The sequence below is a fragment of the Peribacillus sp. NPDC096447 genome, assembly GCF_044762725.1.
Taxonomy (GTDB): domain Bacteria; phylum Bacillota; class Bacilli; order Bacillales; family DSM-1321; genus Peribacillus.
This window is the reverse complement of the sequence record NZ_JBIWEV010000002.1, coordinates 426,300-447,860: the sequence shown is the minus strand read 5'-3', so window position 1 is coordinate 447,860 and position 21,561 is coordinate 426,300. Positions and strand designations below refer to the sequence as shown.

Below are 21,561 nucleotides of genomic sequence, written 5' to 3'. Positions count from 1 at the left end.
TGATTAACAATCTTTTAGCCAGACCTATCAAACCTGGCCTTAATGAGGCGGGCAGAAAGGATATTGGCCACTTTAAATGTCCGTTTTGTCTGCCTTAGAAAACAGAATGCGTGAATATGGCCTGGATAAATTTCAAGCACCTGAATTTTCCGCTGCGTGATCTTACCTTGTTCGGAGAGATAAATTATCTCCAATGGAGCATTTTCTTCCATATGTTTACGAAGTATATATTTCATTCCCTGTCACTCCTTTGCTGACTTGCTTGCTATCATTATATGCGAACATACGTTTTATATGCAAGTGAAAAGGGAATGTTCGTTCGTGTTTTGCGGAGCGGGGAAATAAAATAAGAAAAAAATAAAACTTTTTTAATATAATGCGTTGACTTTTTAACAAAAAAACTTATAATAAATTATGTACTTAAGTAACCAGTCAGTCATTACATACGACTTGTTAGCTCAGTGGGAGAGCACTTCCTTGACAGGGAAGGGGTCGTGGGTTCGAATCCCTCACAGGTCATCAACTAACAAAGGCTTAAATCCTTGATATCACAAGGATTTGGGCCTTTTTTTTATTTTTAAAAAATATAGTTCATTTTGTATTATTTACTCAATTGGTGGCGGATAGAGAAGGATTAAAACGCATTACAGGACAATTATTTATAATAATTAATTTTTCAAGGAACTGTAGGTCAAGCCTTTTGCTTATTCAGCTCACGATGGATTTTAAAAATAAGACCGTATTTTTTGCTTTTCTTTAAAAAGTACATAATTATATTCTTAGGTAAAACCCACTTTACTATAATGTGTTGGATTACCTTACTACCAAATACCATGCACGGGAATACTTCTTGGAAGCTCTGAACATGACGCATGAAGACTATGCAAAATATCGGCAAACGATGAAAGACTTCAGAGATAAATTTTCAGCTCACAGAGAGTGTGGTTACAACGAACCTGTCCCCTACTTTGATATTGCGCATAATGTAGCACTTCATTACGTTCCTTGGCTTGAAAAGTATAATGCAATGCCTTCACTTGAAATGATGGTAGAACAATATCAAGAAGAATTACAACCAATGATAGAAAGTTTTAAAGTGAAATAAATAGAAGGAGGAAAGTATGGAAGACTAATTAAAAGTAAAATTCCTTTCCAATTAGGGTTCTATTAAGGGATTAATTACACTTCTCGTATGATTTATCCTCAACATAGTAAATATTTCCTTAATTTTTAACTGTGTGATTTTAAGATCGCAACAGTTTATGATATTGATAAAGGAAGAATAACTTAATCTACTACTATAATGAAGTCAGTCTTTAAAAGGAAGTGATAGTTAAATGCTTTATATAAGCGATATCGAAAAGATAATTAAAAACACATTAAATGAGCACAATTTGGATATTATTTATGAATTTGACAATAATCTAAGTGCACCTATGAGTTATAACGTATCGACCAATACTATAAAATTCAATTACCTTCAAGTTAACGGTTATAAAGGGAAAATTAGAATTAAAGAGACAGAGGAAGACTTTGTTAAAATTATTCTTTATCGTATGATTGGTTATTATTTGGATTTTAAGAAAAACAAACATGATCTAAGGATTTTAATGTATGGTCATGAAGAAGAAAAAGAAAAGCTAAAATCTGAAATAGAAACTAATGCTTGGGATTATGGGAGAACATTAATACCTGAACAACTATTGGAGTCATATGATAAAGTTCGTGAATTAGATAAAATGCTTATAAATTAATGTACTCTAGGAAAATGGTGACCCGACTTTAAACTAAAACAAGAAAAGAAAAAGAAACCTCCTTGGAGAATCTCTCTGGAGCTGAATTTTGAGTGAGAAATTAAACTGATATCCAATAAGACAAGACCCAGAGAAAGAGGAGTTGTCTTAGAAAGCTTAGGTTTAAACCTGATTTCTAACTTTGATCACGCACCTTCTTTAGAGTAATAGTATCGCCATGTCCAAAAATTCGAAATTAATTGCAAGTCTCTAGAAATTTTTGCAACAGAACCAATTCATTTAATATCTTTATTTATATTTGCCAGCTAAAATTTAGTAAACTAATATTTAAAGAGGAGAAATATAGGAGGATTTACTAATGAGCACTCATGAATTTGAAATGAACATAGATGGTGAAATAATCAGATGGGCAGAAAAATCACACGCACAAATCTTCCGCAACTTCTGGCAGTTCTTCATGGAAAAGGATTTACAAAAAACAATTGAAACAATAGAGTTCACAGGAATCCGAACTTCAGATTCAGAATACTTCGTAGCCAAAAATGGAAGTAAAAAGAAAAATATCTTTGTAAAAGACAATTACTACGTGTACACCCACTTAACACCATCCGCAATGCAAAAAGCATATGAGAAATTCAAAAAAGGCTGGGAGGATATATATAAACAACCGAAGGGCGAAATGCTTAACATGGAACAGGAGGAAATGCCTGAGGAACTGCAAACGGAAGAAAAGCAAAATTTGAAAAATATTTATGAAAAAAGCCATGCAATTGCTCCGGTTACGGCGAATCATGACTCACATAATAGTTCTCTAGTTATAGAACCTTCCGTTACAAAATTGCCTGACGAAACTGAACCATTAAGAATTCTTTTTGGTCAATCACCCAACAGCAATGAACCATTGTATTGGTATCCAACTACGACTAGTAAAATCATGCATACGAATACAGGTATTATTGGTACGATGGGGACGGGTAAAACTCAGTTTACTAAATCGCTCATTAAACAGATACATGATGGTTCTCTATCTAATGTAAATGGAACACCTATTGATGTTCTCATCTTTGACTATAAAGGTGACTATATTAAAGATGACTTTACAGGGGCGACAAACGCTACAGTGTATCATCCATATCACCTTCCGTATAATCCGTTATCTTTATATAGGGGAAAACAACTAAAGCCATTATTGCCTTTGCATACAGCTAGTACCATTAAAGAAACAATTGCTAATGCTTTTAATTTAGGTATAAAGCAACAGCAGTTATTGAATGATTTAATCATTGAAGCTTATTCACAAGCTGGTATTTATAAGGCTGTTATGGCTACATGGGGCCTGGTACCACCTACATTAAATAATGTATTTGAACGATTAATGGAAAGGGAGGATGTAAAAGAAGATAGTCTTTATGCAGCACTAAAACAAATCTATGATTTTGAGATCTTTTCTCCAAATAGTGAGAATACAAAGTCCTTATACGACATGATACAAGGCGTAACGGTTGTAAATCTGGCTGGTTATGATCCAAGTGTTCAGAACTTGATAGTAGGAATCACTTTGGACACCTTCTATTCCCAGATGTCTACAAAAGGGCACAGTACAATTCAAGGAGATTATCGTGAATTAACGAAAATGATACTTGTTGATGAGGCAGATAATTTCTTGAGTCAAAACTTCTCTTCTTTAAAGAAAATTATGAAAGAAGGAAGAGAATATGGCGTTGGTGTAATCCTATCAACCCAATTTTTAGACCACTTTGCAACTACAAATAATGACTATGCTCAGTATATATTGACTTGGATTATACATAGAGTACCTACCATTAAAAAGAAGGAAGTACAAGCTATCTTCAGTCCAGAAAATCAGGCTGAGGGTGAGCAGATAGTTAAAAAGATAGCGCAACTTCAAAAACACTATAGTTTAGTCACGTCCGTTACCAATAATAGATACGAAATTATGGAGGATATGGCGTTCTGGAAGCTTCTAAATTAAACATAGATTTCTGATAAAAAACCCTTTGAATTTAATCATAATTAAATTCAAAGGGTTTCTCAAGTCATCTAAAATTATTGCATCAGAACAACGTGGTGGGTTGCATAACCGAGATTTCTGCAAAACTAAAAATCCACCCTATGATAACGTTAATAGAATGATACAATATTTTACAGGCATTATTAGTTAGTTGCAGGAGGTTTAAACATGAATGGTTATATTGGGGTTACTTCTAGGGAATGGTTTACGAATTTATCTTCGCATAATGAAGCAGATGAATTTAACTTCTGGCGTAAGGACACTAAAAACTTTAAATCGATAACCATGGGAGAACCGTTCTTTTTTCTTGTTAAAAATGATAAGAGAGTTAAAGGAGAAAGAGCGGTATTGGGTATGGCTACGTACATACGTTTCGAGGTATTAACGGCAGGTGAAGCATGGGACAGATACCGTAATGCTAACGGTGATGAAGATAAGGAAAGTTTTATAGGTAGAATGAAAACCATGTTTGGAACTGATGCATATACGGGTCAAATAGGATGTATAATTCTTACCGACTTCAAATTGTTTGATAACCCCGTATATCTAAGCAATATTAATATTAAATTTGCAAATACCACTATGTCTGGACAGGGTATTACTGATACAGAAGGAAACGAAATTTTAGAGTACGGTTTTAGTTCCGTAGGTAATGTACTACGTAAACTTAACGAAATTGATCGTATAGGGTTTACGGAAGATGACGAAGGTTTTCCAGAAGGAAAGGTTAAATTAAAACAGCATCTAGTACGTGAAAGAAACCCCCTTGTTATTAAACTTGCAAAGGAACGATTCTTACAACAGCACGGTAAGTTATTTTGCGAAGTATGCGAGTTTGATTTCGAACAATATTACGGTGAACTAGGACATGGTTATATAGAAGGTCATCATACGAAACCTGTATCGGAAATGGACGATAACCAAGAAACAAAGGTAGAGGATATCGCCCTAGTATGTGCTAACTGCCACCGTATGCTACACCGTAAACGACCGTGGTTATCAAAAAGTGAACTAAAGCAACTACTACATATGCAACGGTAAACAAAAGGCCATGGATTTCATAGGGTCCATGGCTTTTCCTATATAATAATAAGTAAATTTATATACTAATCTAGCTACAAGGGATATCAACCTTGACCTGAGTATTCAGAGAGCAAATGAGGCATCTATTAATCAACTATTATTATCCAACAAGATTCTTCCAGCTTAAGGAGGTGCATTATTTGGTAAACGTTAAGAAAGAAAATAACGCCATTCAGATAAAAGGGTCAAAGTTCATGTACGGGTGGATGTTTCTTGCGACTGCAGGTTTTTTAATTGCTTGTTTTTTCTTAATCATATACGGTTTGAAATTTGAATCCAAGTATTCTTTATTTTACCTTGGTGGTGGTCTCATCTTTACTCCTTTTTACCTTTACCTAACGCTTTGGTCACTTCCGGGTTTTATTCCAGGAAAGGTCCTGTTAACGATTGTCCAAGGTGAAAATGGTACGATTAAGTCGAAGAAAGGTACAGTTTATATTAAGAATATCCGGAATATCGATTTAGTAAGAAATCCACTGAATTTAATCAATGATATAGTCATTGACACCCTTGATAACAAAACCATAAAAATTCGTACGTATAATTTACTTGATGACCTGGATTATCAGGTGGTCGTTGATCAATATCTTTATCCCTATATTACAGAAAATGCAAAAAAAGTATGGGATCGTAAGGTGGATTTAGATAAATTGCAAAGAGTAGCCAAATACGAGCGGCAAGAGCAGAAAATTGATTAACGATCATTCAAATAAAAAGATCTCAGTCCAAAGCTGGTGATTCGCGTCCAATTGTCTTTTTCATTATCGATGATACATAATGTAAAAAGGATTGTTCATATGCTAGTACTTTTATGTCAAAGAGTTTAAACAAAAATTGAGCGGTAAAAACAACTTCTACATCCATTTGTTTGCGGTCTCTACAAGTCATGTAGAGTGTGTAATCATTTGTAAGTATTTCCATATCGAAGATAGCTTTTTATGATGTTCCCAAAAAAACAATGTTAGAAAAAGAAGGGGAAATATTCAGTTATTCGAGTGAAATTAGAATATTTAAAGGCATTGGAAGGTACCGAAATCCATCAATATGGCGTGTGTTTTACTTCAACAAAAGATATGGGCTACGATACTGTGAACAATAAATATTATTACATAAACGAAATGGGGATAGAACTTCCATTAATGAACAATGTACACACGTTGTAGGGAATGGCAGAATTATTTTGATTAGTAATCCTAAACTATGATAAATGGGACAAACAAAAGGGACCTTCATAAATTGAGGTCCCTTTTTCATAATGTATTACGGTAATAAAGTTTTGTATTGCTCCATTAAATCACCTGCATACAAGCTTGTTATCATTAAGAAAATGGCAAGCCCAATGTATAATGAGAACCAGATGACTTTTGTTTTGAGACTCGATGTGTAATAGGATTTCTCTTTATCCCTAATTTCAGTTTGTTCTTGCACTTCTTTAAAGAACGTTGCTTCTATTCGTTCATACGTGCCTATATTTTCAAAATCGGTCGGTCCGTACTGGTATTCATTCGAATTAGCAGCATCCATTAAGGATCTATAAATATTAAATTTTACCTCGGTCAGCTGTTTTTCTTTTAGCTTATTATCATCAAATAGCGGGATATGCCAACTCTTCATGTTGTTTAACTTTTCATGTAACTGGCTTAATTCCATATTCCAAATATTAACCAGGCGAATTCTTTCTTCATCTGTTGCACCTGCATATTGTTCCAGTTGCCTTAAACCAAGTTGATTCAATTCAATGATGATGTCTCTTTGATTTCTGGTAGTCTCGCTACGGAATTCTTTCCACCACTTAGAAATACCCAATAATAAGAAAAGAATTAAAAATGGATTTGGATGGAGAAACAAATATACAACCATTCCGATAATCCCTAATACCCAAAGCTTTGTGGAGATGACTCCCACTATACGTCCTCCATCAAGAGGATGTACAGGCATTAGGTTAAATAGGTTAATCATGGCTCCAAGTGTAATAACTAAAAGCCAAAATGGATTTTCCGTCATCATAAATAGGGGGATGGCTGGTAGAAATGCTAATGTACCTAATAATGGCCCTCCGAAGGCAAGATAAGCTTCTTGGTTAGCATTCTTGGGCTCTTCTTTAAGGGCAATTAACGCTCCTACAAAAGGGATGAAAATGGCATTGGATGTTTTGATGCCTTTTCTCTTAGCAGCAAGTAAATGCCCCATTTCATGGATGTAAATTAGATAGACTAGGGCTACGGCAAATTTCCAACCGTAAACCAAGGCATACGCTCCTAATGAAACGAAAATAGAAATCAGGGAACCTACTTTTGCTATTTTCAATAGCGCAAACAACCATTTCATTTTTCCTAGGAAAAATAACCCGATTGCCCCCAAACTTAACCATCCTTTATTCAATTTAGATTCTTTCAAAATGTACCTCCTAGAGTAAATGGGAAAAAAGATGACCCCAGTGACACTATGTCTATCTGAGCTTCTTCTTGATTTATCATCTTGCTAATATCCTTATTATATCCTTTTAGGAATATTTTTCTAGATTATTAACTTTCAAGTATTAGATTTTTTTATAATTAAGATAGAGTGCACCTATCACAGAATACTAGATGGAGGTAATGAACATGATTTTTGATAAAGAAGCTGTAGAGAAAGTATATTAGAAGAAAAAAGTAAGTTTTTCCAACCAAATTATAAGGACGGAGAGTAAAAAAGGCTGGAAAAAATGAGGTTTGCGATGTTCCAACTAACAAAGCACCTATTACAATGAATGATGCTATAATTGGGTATTGAATCACTATTAATATCGAGAAAATAATTGCTACTGTTATATACTCACCTTTTGTATAAATAACGCTTCTTTTACTCATTGGAAGTCCCTTTTAATGCTTTTTCGTTAAATTTTATAAGTTGGACAATGATTATTCCAATTACTTGAAAAAGGACTTAAGCAAAAGAGTGCTGTCATGTGAAAAAATAAATTGGTTGTTATTGCTCTTATGGATAATTTGTTATCTGATGAAGATAAGTGTGAAATAGTTTTGACAGTGAAGGGGTCGTGGGTTCGAATCCCTCACAGGTCATCAACTGCCAAAGGCACGAATCCTTGATATCACAGGGGTTTGGGTCTTTTTTTTTTTGATTTCCATTTATTATTTCTGTGTGATTCTGCATTGCACAAAGTTGCACGGAAACTGGATATGTGACGCCGGCTCGTTCGTTGCATGACGTTAGCCACTTTGGTACACTATGCAGAAGTGCTTTTTTAGTTTGATTGCTGGGATTTACTATCGAATCGCATGAGCTGCAGGATCTTTACATAAATCAGGGTCCATGAGGCTGTGGGGGTGTATCCTGAACGAACCCTTAAAATGGAACTCCTTTTACTGTAGACTTGTGGAGCAGTTACAAAACCCATTAACAACTTAACAATTTAAATGTGTTTCTAAGAAAGGACGATCTGTTCCCTCATACAGCAGGAGTTGTATGGGGGCTTGTATTTTTCAAGAATTTTCTGTTTAGATGACTTTACAGGAATAAAATAAGGAGGGCGCAATGAACAATTATAAATTGACCATTCAATATGATGGCGGGCGCTATAAAGGCTGGCAGCGACTAGGTAATAGTGATGATACGATTCAAGGGAAAATAGAAAATGTATTAACGGAAATGGCAGGGGAAAAAATTGAAATCATCGGATGCAGCAGAACGGATGCCGGTGTACATGCCCTTGCTCAAATCGCCAATTTTAAGCTCGGTGAAAATCTGACTGAAGCTGAGATCATGAATTATTTGAATAGATATTTACCCCGAGATATCAGCGTTGTCGAGGTTAGGCTAGTTCCTGAACGTTTTCATGCCCGTTATAATGCTAAGGATAAAACCTATTTGTATAAGATCTGGAACGAGCAATATACAAATCCTTTCATGCGAAAGTACAGTATGCATGTAGAGAAAAAGCTGGATCTCACAAGAATGAAAAAAGCATGTCAATTTTTTATAGGTGAACATGATTTCACTGCTTTTTCAAATGCAAAGTCTAAGAAAAAATCCATGGTGCGTGAGATATATTCCATTGATATAGAAGAAAATGCCGGCTTCATCCAAATTACGGTGCGAGGCGATGGATTTCTTTATAATATGGTTAGGAAGATTGTCGGAACGTTGATAGAAGTAGGGTTAAATGAAATAGATGCTGAAAATATACCAAGTATTTTAGAGTCAAAAGAAAGAATCCAAACGGGCCGTATGGCGGAGGCAGCTGGGTTGTACTTGGTAAAGGTTGATTTTTAGGGGATATTGATGATCGGTTAATGAATGTTTAGTGTACAGGCAGTAGAAAAAGGGAAGTAATAGGGAAGTATGGTAAAGGGCAATAGAACGAAAGAAGGAGAGGTTTTTCATGAGATTAGCAGGAAAGAAAATAATCAGTCTTGTGCATCATGATTTTGAAGATTTAGAGCTCTGGTATCCGATTTTGCGATTAAAAGAAGAAGGAGCGATTGTTCACCTCGCTGGAGAAAATGCGAATGAAACATACATTGGAAAATATGGTGTACCAGCCATATCCGATTATGAGTATGGCAGTATTAAAGCTGAAGAATATGATGCCATTCTTGTACCGGGCGGTTGGGCACCTGACAAAATTCGCCGGTTTCCTGAAGTGATATCACTTATCCAAAGCATGGAAGATAGTAAAAAACCAATTGGGCAAATTTGTCACGCTGGTTGGGTATTGATCTCCGCTAAAATTTTACAAGGGAAGAATGTAACGAGTACACCGGGCATTAAAGATGATATGGAAAATGCGGGGGCAACTTGGATAGATAAGCCCGTCGTAGTAGATGGAAACCTTGTATCAAGCAGGCGTCCGCCTGATCTACCGGATTATTTAAGGGAATTGATAAACGTGATTGAAAAGAGTTAAATATAATAGGCTGAAAAAGTGGTTTTTCCTTCTGGAAAAACCACTTTTATTATTCCAGCTATCCAATTATGAAATATTAAAACTCATTTAATCCAGTTTAATTTTATGAAACATGGTCAAATCATGATATGGGTCGAATTATTGTTAAGATATCTGATACTTACTGAAAACCAAAGGATTATTCCTTTGATTGATCCTTAATCAAGTCAATATACAAATTTCCTTTTGTTCCTACGACAGCATACGAGATATCAAAAACAGTAAGGTTCCTTTTTTTGAGTTCAGCCACTAGCGATTCGTAATCGTAGGTGTGTTTGGATAAGTTTTCATAAAGAATCTTTCCATCATGGACCAGTTCTATCGGTACAGATCCTGCAGAGGGCAGTAAAGGTAAATCCTGCTTGGCGGCATTTTGGTATTGTTCTTTTTTTAATACAGAGAGGGAGCCATTTGTCTCTAAAAGGGCAAATTCCACTTCTTCAATGTTGAAGATATCTTTTCCTCGCAAAGCCTGTTTAAGAGATTCTAGTGAATACCCCATCCGTTCCATTGATTCTTCGAGAATTTGTCCTTTTTGAATTAAGGTAGCAGGTTCTCCAGCGATCCATTTCCCGAAGCGCGGATTTCTAATCGATAGAAGATTCAGCATATAAACGACGGTACCCATAATAATAATTGCAATGATAAAATACAGGAATTTAATTTTAATATTGAATGCTAGATTCCCTGCAATTGTCCCCATCGTAATTGAAGCGATATAAAGGTGATAGGTCCTCTGGGCAATCGTCTGTTTACCAAGGAGATGGACAAATACCCATAATAAAATAAAAGAGGTCAAGGTTCGAAAGATGATTTCAACAGATTCTGACATGACTATTTCTCCCTTGCAAAACTCCCGACATTTCGTTTGTGATAGTATGTTCTTACACCTTGCCGTTTATTCTGTAACTAAAAAAGGAAAAAGACAAGAAACCGTCATTGAATCGGGAACCCATCTTACATAAACTGATAGCTTTATTTTTTAAACCAGGCATTCAAGATTCGTGAAATCTAAGGAGGCAAGTAGTTCGTTACTTGCTTCTTTTTATTTGGTCTGAAAAATTGATGGATATGTTTACTTGTATCGTTAAAGTAATTTCTTCGAATAATAGTATCAAAATACTTTTGCACGGGGGTATGTTTTGAGAAATATTCAGGAAATTTTCATTGACGATTTAAAAAGCATTTATAAAAATTTCTTTGTTTGTATCGTAGTTGTTTTTCTCATGTTCATCCCTTCCATTTATGCGTGGTTTAATATTGTCGCATCTTGGGACCCGTATGCAAATACGGAAGGAATCCTTGTCGGTGTTGCCAATAATGATAAAGGTGCGGAGTTAAATGGCGAAGCCGTGAACATAGGCAAGGAAGTAATGGAAGGGTTAAAGGAAAATAAGGATCTGGGCTGGAGATTCACATCGGAAAAAGAAGCGATAGAAAAGGTGGAAAAGGGTGATTATTATGCATCCATCATCATTCCGGAGAACTTTTCCGAACATATTGCGACGATCATGACCGATGAACCTAAGAAGGCGGAAATTGATTACTATGTTAATGAAAAGATCAATTCCATTGCTCCTAAAATAACGGCAGCGGGTGCCAACAGCATTGTGGACAATGTGAGCAAAGCCTTTATCAAATCAGCCAGTGGCAGTATCCTTGCAATCTTTAATGAACTGGGAATCACCTTGCAAAACGAGTTGCCGACGATTCAAAAAATGAAGAATATGGTGTATTTATTAGAGGGTGAACTGCCTGAGCTTGAGCAAAATATCAAAACCGTTCAAACACATGTTAAAAAGGCTGAAGATATCATTAAGAAGGTTAATGATGGCCTGGATTCAATAGAAGGAATAACATCGCAAAAGGATAAAATGGTATCGGACGTTTCTAGTTATGTAGATTCAACAAGGCAGGCATTCACAGAAATCAATCCCCTTTTGAAAAATGATATTGCGAACATCAGGAGCGATAATGAATCCGTTATAGTGCTGGCGAACCGGTTAACGGGTCAGGGTTTGCCTGGCAATGAGTATGATCATCTAGTGGAACAAGGGATAACGAGGATAAATAAAGAGCTGTACCTTTTGGACAGTATGTATAATTTATTGGTGAGGGTCAATCAATTTAATGAGAAAAACTTGATTCAGCCAGAAATACAGCTGGTTGATGAACTAAGGGATAATGCTTCGAAACAACTTCAAGCGCTGAATAACCGAGCTTTCGGCAATCTTATCGAACTTGCTGGGAACAATGATCAAGTCTTGGCAAGATTCCAGGAGAGCTATTCAAAGGAAACGGGGCCAAAATTCACTGAAGTCTGGAATGAAACGGAAGCAATATTGAATAATGTCCAGCTTACGATGGAGGAGGGCGCCAAGGTTCTTCCTGAGGTGAGGACGCTGTTGAATGAGACCAATCGAACATTGGAAACACGTACAGGGGATATCGATAAGTTACAGAATAAGTTTCCGGAAATCGAAACGAAAATAAAGGCTCTAGCTTCTAAAATGAGGGAATTCGATAAGTCTTATAATATGGAAGAAGTGATCGATTTCCTAAGGAATGATATTGAACAAGAAAGTGAATTTTTTTCAGAACCAGTGCTGCTCAATAAACACAGTCTCTTTCCGATTCCGAACTATGGATCCGCCATGTCTCCTTTCTTTACGGCACTTTCCCTTTGGGTCGGCGGTACAATATTGATTTCCATGCTTAGCGTGGGTGTTTCTCAAAAGGTCTACAGCCCGTATCAAATTTATATCGGTCGGTATCTTATATTTTTCATCATTGGGGTGATGCAGGCCCTTAGTGTTTCCATTGGGAATATCATCCTGATCGGTGTGTATGTAGCGGATAAATTTGAGTACATCCTGTTTTCCGTTCTGATAAGTACAGTATTTACACTCATTGTCTACACCTTCGTTTCCGTTCTTGGAAATGTTGGAAAAGGGATAAGCGTCGTCTTGATGGTCCTTCAAATATCAAGTTCAGGAGGCACCTTCCCGATTCAGGTCACACCGCCCTTTTTTCAGCATATTAACCCGTTCTTGCCGTTCACCTATGCTGTGGGTTTACTTCGTGAATCTGTTGGGGGAATAACTTGGAGCGTAGCTGGCAAGGACATTTTTATCCTGATTCTCTTTTTAATATTCACACTCACCTTAGGTGTCATTTTGAAAAAGCCTCTGCATGCAAGGACACAAAAGATGAAGGATAAATTGTATGGAAGCAGGATTTTTTAACGTTATCGGAAGATGTTAAAATTAGCCTGAACCCTTACAAAGGGCTCGGGTTTTTTTATTTGCTGATTGGAATTTGTTCATATGTATTTTTGTGTAAGTCTGGAATATTTATCAATACATTGACAGTTGAATAGAAAGATACCGATAAATTAGAATTTTTGCATTTTTATAGTTGACAAAAACCATTGGATTAATCATTATTAAGAAATAATGTTTAGTAAATCGATGCGATATAAAAGTGGGGTGACTTTATGTATTTAACAATAGATGGCATTGAAAAAAGTTTTAAGAATGAAAAGAAAGATAGCATAAAGGTGCTCGATAAGATAAACATAGAGGTCGAGAAAGGAAGCTTCGTTTCGATCGTCGGTCCTTCTGGATGTGGTAAATCCACGCTCCTTTATCTGATTGCCGGCCTTGATAAGGCAGATGCAGGTGAAATACGTGTAGCTGGGAAAAAAGTGGTGAAGCCAGGTCCGGAACGGGTTGTAGTGTTTCAAGAGGCGGGATTATTTCCTTGGTTGACGGTACTTGAAAATGTTACATACGGATTGAAGTTAAAGAAAATGCCCAATGAAGAGGCTAAAGCCAAGGCATTGGACATTTTAAAGATGGTTCACCTCAGCCGGTATGTTGACTCCTATCCACATCAACTCTCAGGGGGCATGAAACAGAGGGTAGCCATCGCAAGAGCATTGGTGATGGAACCGGATATCCTGTTGATGGATGAGCCATTCTCCGCGCTTGATGAGCAAACGAGGATGGTCTTGCATAAAGAGCTGCTCGAAATCTGGAGAAAAACTAAAGTGACGATCTTTTTCGTTACCCATAATATTCGTGAGGCTGTTCAGCTTTCCGAAAAAATTATCGTCTTTGCTACCCGTCCCGGGAAAATCAAAGAGACGATTTCCGTCCCTTCCATGAAAGATGGAGTTATGCCGGATAGTGTAACTTTGCATACAGAACAAAGGGTTCTATCGATTTTGCAGGAGGAAATTGAAAAAGTGCTGAAGGAGGAAATGGGGAATGATTACAGCTTTAAGACGAATCATATTCATCGCGATGATAGCGGGGATATGGGAAGTCACATCTAGACTTTCCAGTCTTCCGGATTTCATGTTCCCAAGCCTGACTCAGGTTTTGGAAACTCTGTTTAATGGACTGATGAGCGGACAAATAACCGAAGCCATCGGAAAAAGCCTTGGCCGTATCTTTATCGGCTTTATGATTGCCATTATAGTAGGTCTGATATTAGGATATTTCATTTGGCGCTTTAAATTGGTCGAAGACACTTTAGGATTCGTCGTGACGGCATTACAGTCCATCCCGAGTATCGTGTGGTTCCCTTTAGCGATCATTTGGTTTGGATTGAATGATTTTTCGATCCTCTTCATCGTCACCATCGGCGCAACTTGGACGATGACGGTTAATGCAACGAGTGGATTCCGGAATGTACCCCAGTTGTATCAGCGGGTTGCAAAAACATATGGATCGACCGGGTTTCATTTTCTTCGCACCGTAATTTTACCAGCATCCGTCCCGCAAATAATATCCGGTCTCCGAATCGCATGGGCCTTTTCCTGGCGTGCATTGATGGCCGGTGAATTACTTGGCGGGGGAGGCGGTCTTGGACAATTGCTGGAAATGGGCAGATCACTGGGACAAATGGATTTGGTCATCTCCGTGATGATCATCATCGCAATCATCGGAACAATCGTGGATAATGTCGTCTTCTCCCGTCTTGAACGTAATGTTCAATTGAAATGGGGAGTGAATCAACGGTAGTTTAATAAAATAATAGTTTAAAAGGAGAGAAAAATATGCTGAAAAAATCTTTTTTTGCCCTTATACTGTCTGTATTGTTAATCGGAATAGTAAGCGGATGCACTCAATCCAGCAGTAATGATGAAGAAGGAGAAGGTTCCGGGGGGAAATCCGTGAAAATTGGGTATTTTCCTAACTTAACCCACAGTGCAACGATCATTGCGCTTGAAAAAGGCTTTTTCGAAGAAGAGTTTGGTAAAGATGTTAAGATTGAAACCAAAACAGTGGCCAATGGCGGATTATTCATGGAAGCAATGGCTACAAACGCCATTGATGTCGGAACGGTCGGCCCTGGTCCATTGCTTAACTTTTACGTAAAAAACCCTGAATACCACTTGATCTCCGGGGCTGTTAATGGAGGCGCCGTACTTGTTGCTAGTGAGGGCAGCAAGGTTACGGATTTAAAAGATTTGGGCGGTAAAAAGGTAGCGATTCCCGTCATTGGAAGCACACAGGATGTCATGCTTAGGAAGGCCCTTCAAGATGTTGACTTAAAACCGACCACAAATGGGGGCACAGTTGAACTGTATGCGGCAGCACCTGCTGACACAACCGCCCTTTTTGTCCAAAAATCAGTCGATGCAGCAGCAACCCAGGAACCATGGGGTTATGTATTGGAAAACCAGGCAAAAGGAAAGTTACTGCTTGACTGGGATCAATTTGCATGGGGGAAAGATTCACCTAACACGGTAGTGGCTGCAAGCCAGAAGTTCTTGGATAAAAAGGGGCTCGCTGCTTCTTATTTGAAAGCGCATGAAAAAGCGGTGAAGTTTATACAAGACAACCCTGAAGAAAGCCAAGAACTGGTTATTAAGCATTTGAAGGAACTGACTGGAAAAGAATTAAGTAAAGAAGAAGTGGCTTCAGCATTTTCACGCCTCGAAGTGACAACCGAAGTTAATGAGCAAGTCATTCAGGAAATGGCCGACATAAGCAAAGAAGCTGGTTATATCCCTAGCAATGATATAAAAGGCATGATCGATTTATCAATTCTTCAAGAAGTGTCCAAATAAATTGAAACAAGCAAGCGCCTCAGCCATCCTGGCTTTGGCGCTTTTTTTGAAATCAGGTGAAGGTTGGATTTAATCCCAGTAATGGTCGAATAAATCCTGCATAGGTCGAATTAATTCCAGTATAGGTTGAATTAATCGAAATTAGGTCGAATTATTACGTGGTAGGTCGAATTAATGACAGTACAGGTCGAATAAATCAAAATTAGATCAAATTATTACGTTGTGGGTTGAATTATTTTCCGGTGAAGGCCGAATTAATCCGTTTTAATTAAATTGGGGAAATAATCCTGCATATAACCACCGCAGGTCATGGATTCCCTGTTATGGACAGACTTGATTCAATGCTTGGATAACATGATCAACCTCTTCCCAGGAATGGATGGTAGCTCCTGAAGCCAGTGAATGTCCTCCTCCATTGAATTGACGTGCGACTGAAGCGATGGGAATATTCCGTGAACGTATCCTGACACGGATTTCAGAAGGATATTCGATGAAGAAAGCCCAGATTTTATTGCCCCTGACACTTGATAGTGTATTGACTAAATTCGAAGCTTCGAGTCGATCCACACCATACATATTTAAAAGTTTCTCCGTAATAATGAAGTAAGCTACACCTTTATCGGTTACCTTGAAGCTCATGAGGATGTCTTTTTGAAGTCTTGAAGCGTTTTTTTCCTTTACATTAAGACTGTTATGGATTCTTTCTGGCTGAATATTATAAGTTCTTAAGTGCGAAACCATCTTTAATGTCCTCGGAGTGGTATTCCCATTCATGAAATTCCCTGTATCACTAAGTATTCCTGCATAAAATGATTTAGCCGCTTCTTTATTCATGATAAAGCCCACTGGGAATTCCAAGAATAAATCAACAAGCATTTCACTTGCAGAGCTATAAGAAGGGTCGACCCAAGAAAGATCACCGAATTGTTCATATTCAGGGTGGTGGTCAATTTTGATCAGCATGTCCCCTTGATCATAGCGGGAATCACTGATCCGTGAAATGTTGGCCGTATCACAAACAATCACTAAGGCACCTTTGTATTTATTATCGGAAATGACATCCATATCACCAATGAATAGAAGCTTATCCACTTCTTCGCCTACCGCATAGACTTCTTTAGAAGGGTAGGAATGCTTCAATAGCTTCTTTAAACCGATTTGTGATCCCAATGCATCCGGATCCGGATTAACATGGCGATGAATGATGATTGTGTGGTATTTCTTGATCGCTTCGATTATTTCCGTTTTTCTATTGTCCATATCGCCATCTCCCTTTTAATTTTTCCTTGTCTGTCGAGCGATAATTGATAGTATGTATAATTCATATATTGACAGTTATGCATATTCAATCATCACATGCCTCACGAATAAAGGCAATTCCGATTACTACTGGAAGTATTTTTATATTAACGGGAGGTATACTACAGAGTATTTCAGTGGAAGTAATAAAAACGTCCAAACAAAATTATTGCAAAATTCAAAAAATGGAACTATACTTAATTTACCAAACCGATGACAACAAATTACCTTGTTGCATGGCCGGCTTGTTATAAAACTGGAATCCATAAAAATTGACTTGGTTCACTTGATCTTCCTTTGCAGGAAGACAGTTCGTGGATAAGGGTCAGTGAAACATTCAATGTAATGACATTGTTGGTTTTACTGGCTCTTTTTTGTGTATCCCGACAGTTTGAAAGGGGTGATGATATGAATGGAGCTTTGGAGGGAGTCAGGATTATCGATGTATCCCGTGTTTTGGCGGGGCCGTTTTGTTCAATGATTCTCGGTGATTTGGGTGCCGATGTTATTAAAATCGAGCATCATGAATCAGGTGATGAAACGAGAGGATGGGGTCCGCCATTCGCCCAAGGAGAAAGCGCTTACTATTTATGTGCCAATCGAAATAAGCAAAGCATGACCTTGAATCTAAAGTCCGAAGAAGGGAAAGAGATTTTCCGGAAGTTAGTGGCTTCAGGGGATATAGTCATTCAAAATTTCAAGACGGGTACATTGGAAAAAATGGGGTTAGGTTATGAGGATTTAAAGGAAATGAACCCCAAACTGATCTTGGCATCGATTACGGGATTTGGTTTAACAGGACCTTATAAGGATTTGCCTGGCTATGACTATATCATTCAAGCGATGAGTGGTTTGATGAGCATCACAGGAGCAAAAGATGGGAGTCCCGTGAAGGTCGGGGTGGCCATAGCTGACATATTGACTGGCTTGTATACATGCATTGGCATTTTATCCGCTTTACATCATAGGGAGAAAGCGGGGGAAGGTCAGGAAATTGATATTTCGTTAATGGATTGTCAGGTTTCTTCATTGGTGAATGTCGCCAGCAACTATTTATTCAGTGGCTTGACCCCTGAAAGAATGGGAAACCAGCATCCTAATATCGTTCCATACCAGACATTCCGGACAAGAGATGGAGAGCTTGTCGTGGCAGTAGGAAATGATGATCAGTTCCGGAGATTTTCAACCGTTATAGGCAGACCTGATTTAGCCCAGCAGGAACAGTTTAAGCATAATGAAAAACGTTTGCAAAACAAGGAAGTATTAATACCGATAATAGAGGATTTGTTGAAAGGAAAGACAAAGAAGGAATGGAAAAGTCTGTTTGATGATGCAGGGATACCCAATGGTCCGATCAATGATATAGCAGAGATGTTCGAGGATCCGCAAATCATCGCAAGAGGCATGTTGGTGAGCATGGAGCATCCCACAATCGAAGATCTTAGAGTGACGGGATCGCCCCTGAACCTTTCAAAAACGCCGGTTACGATGAGAAAGCATCCGCCGCTCTATGGTGAGCACACCGATTCCATTTTGGCTGATATTGGATATAGTCCAAATCAAATAAGCAAATTCAAGGAAAATAAAATTATTTAGGAGGAATTTTAATGATGAATTTCGAATTAACAGAAGAGCAGCAAAGCGTGAAGAAAGTGGTAAGGAAATTTGTCGATAAGGAAATTATCCCTTACATTCAAGAGTGGGATAGGCAAGGTCAATTCCAGCCACATATTTTAAAAAGGTTAGCGGAATTGCAGTTGATGGGCGTTTGTATACCAGAAGAGTATGGCGGAGTCGGAATGGATTATAATACCCTGGCCATCGTTTGTGAAGAGCTGGAGCGAGGCGATACGGCTTATCGTACTGCAGTTTCTGTACATACAGGGTTGAATAGCATGACCCTGCTGCAATGGGGGACGGAAGAACAAAAACAGAAATATTTAGTACCGCAGGCAAAAGGGATCAAGATAGGTGCTTTCGGTCTGACTGAACCGAATGCAGGGTCTGATGTTGCTGCAATGAAATCAACGGCAAAACGTGTTGGGGACCATTATATCTTGAACGGGTCTAAAACATGGATTTCGCTCTGTGATTATGCAGATCATTTCCTTATCTTCGCCAAGACGGATCATGATGCCGGTTCTAGGGGTATCACTGCTTTTATTGTGGAACGGACTTTCGAGGGAGTGGAGTCGAAAGCCATTAAAGGGAAATTGGGGATTCGTGCCGGGAATACAGGCGAAATCTTTTTAACGGATGTAAAAGTTCCAGTGGGGAATAGGCTTGGTGAAGAAGGTGAGGGCTTTAAAATTTCCATGTCGGCATTGGACAGCGGCCGGTTTACAGTGGCCGCAGGTGCTGTAGGGTTAATAGAAGCAAGCCTGGAAGCAAGCTTGAAGTATTGCCATGAAAGAAGCACATTCGGAAAAGAGATTGGCAGGCATCAGCTCGTTCAACAGATGATTGCCAAGATGACCGCAAATTTAGAGATTTCCAGATTGCTCGTCTTTAAAGCGGGTACCTTGAAAAATCAAGGAAAAAGGAATACGAAGGAAACATCGCTTGCCAAGTGGGTATCATGTAATGCAGCAAACGAAGCTGCCAATGATGCTGTTCAAATTCATGGTGCCTATGGCTACTCGAATGAATATCCAGTGGAACGTTTTCTGCGGAATTCAAAAGCTCCGGTCATTTATGAAGGAACCCGTGAGATTCATACTGTAATGCAGGGTGAATACGCACTTGGCTACAGACAAGATAAAGAGCTTCGTAAGCAATTGCCTGCATGGCCCTTCGAGCAGGTTTCCGTACATTAACTATAGATAGAGGAGATCAGATGATGAACACATACTTTATTGCAGGGCATGCAAAGCTTCCACAAGGGATGGCAGCGAGAAATATATATGATTCGATCACGATCACGGTGGAGCTTGACTTTAAATATGGAGTAATAGTCGAGGCTTCCTGTACGCTTGCTACAGAACATGGAAGGGAATTCATTCGTCAGCTGCTGCGCGGTTATTGCCTGAAAGATGGTATCGAAGAATTGATTGATCGGGTGCAAATGCATTATCGTGGGAAGGCTGGTCAAGCCATTCAAGCAGGGCTGAAGGATGTGTATGCACAGTTCGAATTGGTCTCCGTTAAATAAGCGATACTGGGAGGATTCTACCGTATGTATGAGGGTAGGATCCTTTTTAATATGTTCAGGTAGATGATGGAGCTGCGGATTTTATGAAAATAATAGTGGAACTATTTTAACCGGCTGCCTTGATTTTTGGGTTTTGGATTGGTTAGGCTTATCAGGCTAAAAAAATACGCCTAGCCTAAGAGAAGAAGTCTTGCATAATTAGATAAACCAAGCTATAAACCAAAGTATCTGGGGACTTTTTAAATTACAAAGGAGAGATTTCATAAAAACACTGGGGATTTGCCTAGTATTTAAAAACCACATAATATCAATTTCTCCTTATTCCCTTAATCAACTTCATAGCCTTTTTATCAAGAACGGTGAGATATTTTTGTTTTGTTAAATGTGTTTATAACGTTCTCCTTCTTCGTATACGTTATGAAGCTCTTCATGCTGTTTTTCAACCCGATATAACAGCATATTAACTGTTGGATGGATATAACCGATAAAAACACAAAAACTCGTCAAATAGTGGCGAGTTTTGTGTTTTTATATAGGAATTGGCTTTACATTAAAGCTTAATAAACAGTAAAAATTAAAACGGAACCATGAAACTAGAAGCACCATTTCCGTTTATTGCGAAAGTTATTGCAGCAAAGCCACCTGCAGTGGTTAGAGGAACACCGGTTTCTGCTGGCGCGCCTTTGTCTGCTGCATATAGAACACCGGTTTCTGCAGGTGCGCCTTTGTGTGCTGCATGTCGATCTCCATTTCCAGCAAGAGCCCCTTTGAGTGCCGGAAGTGGATCGTTTCCAGCAAGAGGCCCTTTGAGTGCCGCAGGTGGATCGTTTCCTGCTGGTGCGCCTTTGCGTGCTGCAGGTGGACCTACTCGTGCCCCTTTGAGTGCCGGAAGTGGATCGTTTCCAGCAAGAGGCCCTTTGAGTGCCGCAGGTGGATCGTTTCCTGCTGGTGCGCCTTTGCGTGCTGCAGGTGGACCTACTCGTGCCCCTTTGAGTACCACAAGTGGACCGATTCCTATTCCTGCTCGTGCAACGTTTAGTGCTGCAAGCGGAGCATTTGTTGCTTGTACGTGAAGATCGGCCTTTTGAATGTGGGTCCTTAAACATGAAATCGCTTAATCCCATGGAATTGGCTCTATCCACCGCATTCTGTATGTCACGAATGATGTCTGACATATATAATCCCCCTTTCTATACATTAAACTATGTTGCTTGT

At 38.5% G+C, this 21,561-nt stretch carries 19 protein-coding genes, 1 tRNA gene and 3 pseudogenes; 17 read left to right on the top strand and 6 right to left on the bottom strand.

The annotated features are described in order from the left end of the window. Positions 1 to 14 precede the first annotated feature (14 nt). Positions 15 to 236, bottom strand: coding sequence for a hypothetical protein (locus ACIQZD_RS09055; protein ID WP_076367067.1), 222 nt, complete (start codon positions 234 to 236; stop codon positions 15 to 17). 211 nt (positions 237 to 447) lie between these two features. On the opposite strand from ACIQZD_RS09055, the gene ACIQZD_RS09050 reads away from it, so the two are divergent. From ACIQZD_RS09050 to ACIQZD_RS09020, 7 genes and pseudogenes are all read left to right on the top strand, one after another. Next, positions 448 to 519, top strand: a tRNA-Val gene (locus ACIQZD_RS09050). Between the two features lie 346 nt (positions 520 to 865). Beyond that, the gene (locus ACIQZD_RS09045; RefSeq protein ID WP_402900968.1) at positions 866 to 1,105 is read left to right on the top strand and encodes a hypothetical protein; all 240 of its coding nucleotides are present in this window, start codon (positions 866 to 868) and stop codon (positions 1,103 to 1,105) included. A 232-nt stretch (positions 1,106 to 1,337) separates the two neighbouring features. Continuing rightward, complete coding sequence (locus ACIQZD_RS09040; RefSeq protein WP_034314390.1) at positions 1,338 to 1,754, top strand: hypothetical protein; 417 nt, start codon at positions 1,338 to 1,340, stop codon at positions 1,752 to 1,754. Positions 1,755 to 2,112: 358 nt separating this feature from the next. Beyond that, entirely contained in the window at positions 2,113 to 3,747 is a 1,635-nt protein-coding gene (locus ACIQZD_RS09035; protein WP_402900965.1) for an ATP-binding protein, read from the top strand. A gap of 207 nt (positions 3,748 to 3,954) precedes the next feature. Next, positions 3,955 to 4,827 (top strand): HNH endonuclease, encoded by an 873-nt coding sequence (locus ACIQZD_RS09030; RefSeq protein WP_402900962.1) that lies wholly within the window; start codon positions 3,955 to 3,957, stop codon positions 4,825 to 4,827. Positions 4,828 to 5,009: 182 nt separating this feature from the next. Continuing rightward, on the top strand, positions 5,010 to 5,567 hold the full coding sequence (locus ACIQZD_RS09025) for a DUF5381 family protein (protein ID WP_402900959.1): 558 nt from the start codon (positions 5,010 to 5,012) through the stop codon (positions 5,565 to 5,567). 282 nt (positions 5,568 to 5,849) lie between these two features. Continuing rightward, positions 5,850 to 6,032: pseudogene (locus ACIQZD_RS09020) on the top strand (hypothetical protein); the annotation flags it as partial. A gap of 97 nt (positions 6,033 to 6,129) precedes the next feature. Here ACIQZD_RS09020 and ACIQZD_RS26205 read toward each other — a convergent pair. Both ACIQZD_RS26205 and ACIQZD_RS26200 read right to left on the bottom strand, forming a co-directional pair. After that, positions 6,130 to 6,603 (bottom strand): hypothetical protein, encoded by a 474-nt coding sequence (locus tag ACIQZD_RS26205; protein WP_483878402.1) that lies wholly within the window; start codon positions 6,601 to 6,603, stop codon positions 6,130 to 6,132. 70 nt (positions 6,604 to 6,673) lie between these two features. Further along, positions 6,674 to 7,251, bottom strand: a pseudogene (locus ACIQZD_RS26200) (site-2 protease family protein); the annotation flags it as partial. A gap of 1,152 nt (positions 7,252 to 8,403) precedes the next feature. Between ACIQZD_RS26200 and truA the strand changes: the two are divergent. Together truA and ACIQZD_RS09005 are read left to right on the top strand one after the other, a co-directional pair. Continuing rightward, positions 8,404 to 9,141, top strand: a complete 738-nt coding sequence (gene truA, locus ACIQZD_RS09010) for a tRNA pseudouridine(38-40) synthase TruA (protein ID WP_402900953.1) — start codon at positions 8,404 to 8,406, stop codon at positions 9,139 to 9,141. 109 nt (positions 9,142 to 9,250) lie between these two features. Further along, positions 9,251 to 9,775: a type 1 glutamine amidotransferase domain-containing protein gene (locus tag ACIQZD_RS09005; RefSeq protein WP_402900950.1), complete on the top strand. Its 525-nt coding sequence runs from the start codon at positions 9,251 to 9,253 to the stop codon at positions 9,773 to 9,775. A 178-nt stretch (positions 9,776 to 9,953) separates the two neighbouring features. On the opposite strand, the gene ACIQZD_RS09000 is transcribed toward ACIQZD_RS09005, so the two are convergent. Continuing rightward, a complete protein-coding gene (locus ACIQZD_RS09000) occupies positions 9,954 to 10,646 on the bottom strand; it encodes a DUF421 domain-containing protein (RefSeq protein ID WP_402900947.1) in 693 nt (230 codons plus the stop codon). 310 nt (positions 10,647 to 10,956) lie between these two features. Between ACIQZD_RS09000 and ACIQZD_RS08995 the strand changes: the two genes are divergently transcribed. From ACIQZD_RS08995 to ACIQZD_RS08980, 4 genes are all read left to right on the top strand, one after another. Continuing rightward, positions 10,957 to 13,059, top strand: a complete 2,103-nt coding sequence (locus tag ACIQZD_RS08995) for a YhgE/Pip family protein (RefSeq protein WP_402900943.1) — start codon at positions 10,957 to 10,959, stop codon at positions 13,057 to 13,059. Between the two features lie 251 nt (positions 13,060 to 13,310). After that, complete coding sequence (locus tag ACIQZD_RS08990; protein WP_402900941.1) at positions 13,311 to 14,153, top strand: ABC transporter ATP-binding protein; 843 nt, start codon at positions 13,311 to 13,313, stop codon at positions 14,151 to 14,153. Continuing rightward, positions 14,086 to 14,844 carry an ABC transporter permease gene (locus ACIQZD_RS08985; RefSeq protein ID WP_402900938.1) on the top strand — a complete coding sequence of 253 codons (759 nt, stop codon included), beginning with the start codon at positions 14,086 to 14,088 and terminating at the stop codon, positions 14,842 to 14,844. The genes ACIQZD_RS08990 and ACIQZD_RS08985 overlap by 68 nt, the downstream gene beginning before the upstream one ends. Positions 14,845 to 14,879: 35 nt before the next feature. Next, the gene (locus ACIQZD_RS08980; protein ID WP_350301792.1) at positions 14,880 to 15,896 is read left to right on the top strand and encodes an aliphatic sulfonate ABC transporter substrate-binding protein; all 1,017 of its coding nucleotides are present in this window, start codon (positions 14,880 to 14,882) and stop codon (positions 15,894 to 15,896) included. A 321-nt stretch (positions 15,897 to 16,217) separates the two neighbouring features. On the opposite strand, the gene ACIQZD_RS08975 is transcribed toward ACIQZD_RS08980, so the two are convergent. Further along, a complete protein-coding gene (locus ACIQZD_RS08975) occupies positions 16,218 to 17,156 on the bottom strand; it encodes a DHH family phosphoesterase (protein ID WP_402900933.1) in 939 nt (312 codons plus the stop codon). 447 nt (positions 17,157 to 17,603) lie between these two features. Here ACIQZD_RS08975 and ACIQZD_RS08970 point away from each other — a divergent pair, with 447 nt between their 5' ends. The 4 genes from ACIQZD_RS08970 (at position 17,604) to ACIQZD_RS08955 (ending at position 21,419) form a co-directional block, all read left to right on the top strand. After that, positions 17,604 to 18,791 carry a CaiB/BaiF CoA transferase family protein gene (locus ACIQZD_RS08970; RefSeq protein ID WP_402900930.1) on the top strand — a complete coding sequence of 396 codons (1,188 nt, stop codon included), beginning with the start codon at positions 17,604 to 17,606 and terminating at the stop codon, positions 18,789 to 18,791. 14 nt (positions 18,792 to 18,805) lie between these two features. After that, entirely contained in the window at positions 18,806 to 20,011 is a 1,206-nt protein-coding gene (locus ACIQZD_RS08965) for an acyl-CoA dehydrogenase family protein (protein ID WP_402902049.1), read from the top strand. A gap of 23 nt (positions 20,012 to 20,034) precedes the next feature. After that, positions 20,035 to 20,346 carry a DUF3870 domain-containing protein gene (locus tag ACIQZD_RS08960; protein WP_048682993.1) on the top strand — a complete coding sequence of 104 codons (312 nt, stop codon included), beginning with the start codon at positions 20,035 to 20,037 and terminating at the stop codon, positions 20,344 to 20,346. A gap of 587 nt (positions 20,347 to 20,933) precedes the next feature. After that, the gene (locus tag ACIQZD_RS08955) at positions 20,934 to 21,419 is read left to right on the top strand and encodes a hypothetical protein (RefSeq protein WP_402902097.1); all 486 of its coding nucleotides are present in this window, start codon (positions 20,934 to 20,936) and stop codon (positions 21,417 to 21,419) included. Positions 21,420 to 21,443: 24 nt separating this feature from the next. Here ACIQZD_RS08955 and ACIQZD_RS08950 read toward each other — a convergent pair. Beyond that, positions 21,444 to 21,521: pseudogene (locus ACIQZD_RS08950) on the bottom strand (CotG/ExsB N-terminal domain-containing protein); the annotation flags it as partial. Between the last annotated feature and the right edge of the window lie 40 nt (positions 21,522 to 21,561).

Excerpts from the sequence above, each read along its gene's own strand:
- ACIQZD_RS08970 (WP_402900930.1), top strand. The coding sequence starts at position 17,604 with ATGAATGGAGCTTTGGAGGGAGTCAGGATTATCGATGTATCCCGTGTT.
- ACIQZD_RS08975 (WP_402900933.1), bottom strand. The coding sequence starts at position 17,156 with ATGGACAATAGAAAAACGGAAATAATCGAAGCGATCAAGAAATACCAC.
- ACIQZD_RS08980 (WP_350301792.1), top strand. The coding sequence starts at position 14,880 with ATGCTGAAAAAATCTTTTTTTGCCCTTATACTGTCTGTATTGTTAATC.
- ACIQZD_RS08960 (WP_048682993.1), top strand. The coding sequence starts at position 20,035 with ATGAACACATACTTTATTGCAGGGCATGCAAAGCTTCCACAAGGGATG.
- ACIQZD_RS09035 (WP_402900965.1), top strand. The coding sequence starts at position 2,113 with ATGAGCACTCATGAATTTGAAATGAACATAGATGGTGAAATAATCAGA.
- ACIQZD_RS08985 (WP_402900938.1), top strand. The coding sequence starts at position 14,086 with ATGATTACAGCTTTAAGACGAATCATATTCATCGCGATGATAGCGGGG.
- truA (WP_402900953.1), top strand. The coding sequence starts at position 8,404 with ATGAACAATTATAAATTGACCATTCAATATGATGGCGGGCGCTATAAA.
- ACIQZD_RS08965 (WP_402902049.1), top strand. The coding sequence starts at position 18,806 with ATGAATTTCGAATTAACAGAAGAGCAGCAAAGCGTGAAGAAAGTGGTA.
- ACIQZD_RS09045 (WP_402900968.1), top strand. The coding sequence starts at position 866 with ATGACGCATGAAGACTATGCAAAATATCGGCAAACGATGAAAGACTTC.
- ACIQZD_RS09040 (WP_034314390.1), top strand. The coding sequence starts at position 1,338 with ATGCTTTATATAAGCGATATCGAAAAGATAATTAAAAACACATTAAAT.
- ACIQZD_RS09000 (WP_402900947.1), bottom strand. The coding sequence starts at position 10,646 with ATGTCAGAATCTGTTGAAATCATCTTTCGAACCTTGACCTCTTTTATT.
- ACIQZD_RS09005 (WP_402900950.1), top strand. The coding sequence starts at position 9,251 with ATGAGATTAGCAGGAAAGAAAATAATCAGTCTTGTGCATCATGATTTT.
- ACIQZD_RS09055 (WP_076367067.1), bottom strand. The coding sequence starts at position 236 with ATGAAATATATACTTCGTAAACATATGGAAGAAAATGCTCCATTGGAG.
- ACIQZD_RS09030 (WP_402900962.1), top strand. The coding sequence starts at position 3,955 with ATGAATGGTTATATTGGGGTTACTTCTAGGGAATGGTTTACGAATTTA.
- ACIQZD_RS08955 (WP_402902097.1), top strand. The coding sequence starts at position 20,934 with ATGAAACTAGAAGCACCATTTCCGTTTATTGCGAAAGTTATTGCAGCA.
- ACIQZD_RS08990 (WP_402900941.1), top strand. The coding sequence starts at position 13,311 with ATGTATTTAACAATAGATGGCATTGAAAAAAGTTTTAAGAATGAAAAG.